A 1,005-nucleotide genomic window follows, 5' to 3' on the forward strand; every position below is an offset into this window, starting at 1 on the left:
GTTGGCTGCTGAACTAGCTGCCGTATTCGCACTATTTAAAGCAGTCGAAGCATCAGATGCAGCGGAACTATCACCAGCGGCAATCGCTGAACTTAAAGCACTTGAAGCACTCGTGATGGCACTGGATGCTGAAGCGGCCGAGCTTGAAGCGTTCGTAGCGGCACTGGAAGCATTATTGACTACATCAGTCAAACTTGAAGCCGCTGAAGATGCACTTTGGAGACTCGTATCACTTGGATAATCACTGGCCATACTTGCGATGGCACTCGATGCGTTCGAAGCCGTTGAGCTGGCACTCGTGGTAGCGGCACTGTTCTGGTCCACGTCGTGGACGGAGCTAGCGGCACTGATTGTTGAGTTCAACGCACTCATCACACTGGCAGCTGATTCAGAAGCGGCTTTCGCTGCGTTTGAGGCAGTTGAAGCAGCCGCTGAAGCGGTAGACGCTGAAGCACTGTTACCAGCGGCAATCAAGTCACTGATCGTCTCAGCCTCATTGGCCGCACTCGTTGCTTGATCACTAGCCGTTTGAGCGTAGCTCGAAGCAGCCTTAGCCAAACTTGAAGCTTGATCAGCCAAGCTACTCAAGGTTGCGTCACTTGGGAAGTCACTGACTAACGACTTTACATCGTTAACTGATGAACTGGCCCCGGCAACGTCCGTCTTGGCACTGGCAGCACTTTCGCTGGCGGTCGTGGCATCGTCATTTGCCTTTTGGCTCATGGCACTACCTAAGGTCGTCTTGGCACTGTTCAAGAGATCGGTAACTGCCGTTGAAGCATTATTCAAGGCCGTGTTAGCGTCACTGAAGGCTGTAGCCGCATTGGTTGCAGCACTACTGTTGCCAGCAGTAACGGCACTCTTATAATCACTGGCGGCCGTTGAAGCAGCGATGGCAGCGGCACTAGCGGCGCTAGATTCATTGGCCGCGCTAGCGGCTAAGCTACTCAATTCATTGTTGTAACCATTCAACGTCGTATCCGAAGGATAACTTGAATCCATCCC

Annotated in this window: 1 pseudogene; it reads right to left on the bottom strand. The window is 52.6% G+C overall.

Annotated elements, in window-relative coordinates:
• Positions 1 to 1,005: pseudogene (locus FD04_RS12535) on the bottom strand (hypothetical protein); the annotation flags it as partial.

The sequence above is a fragment of the Secundilactobacillus odoratitofui DSM 19909 = JCM 15043 genome, assembly GCF_001434895.1.
GTDB classification, from domain to species: domain Bacteria; phylum Bacillota; class Bacilli; order Lactobacillales; family Lactobacillaceae; genus Secundilactobacillus; species Secundilactobacillus odoratitofui.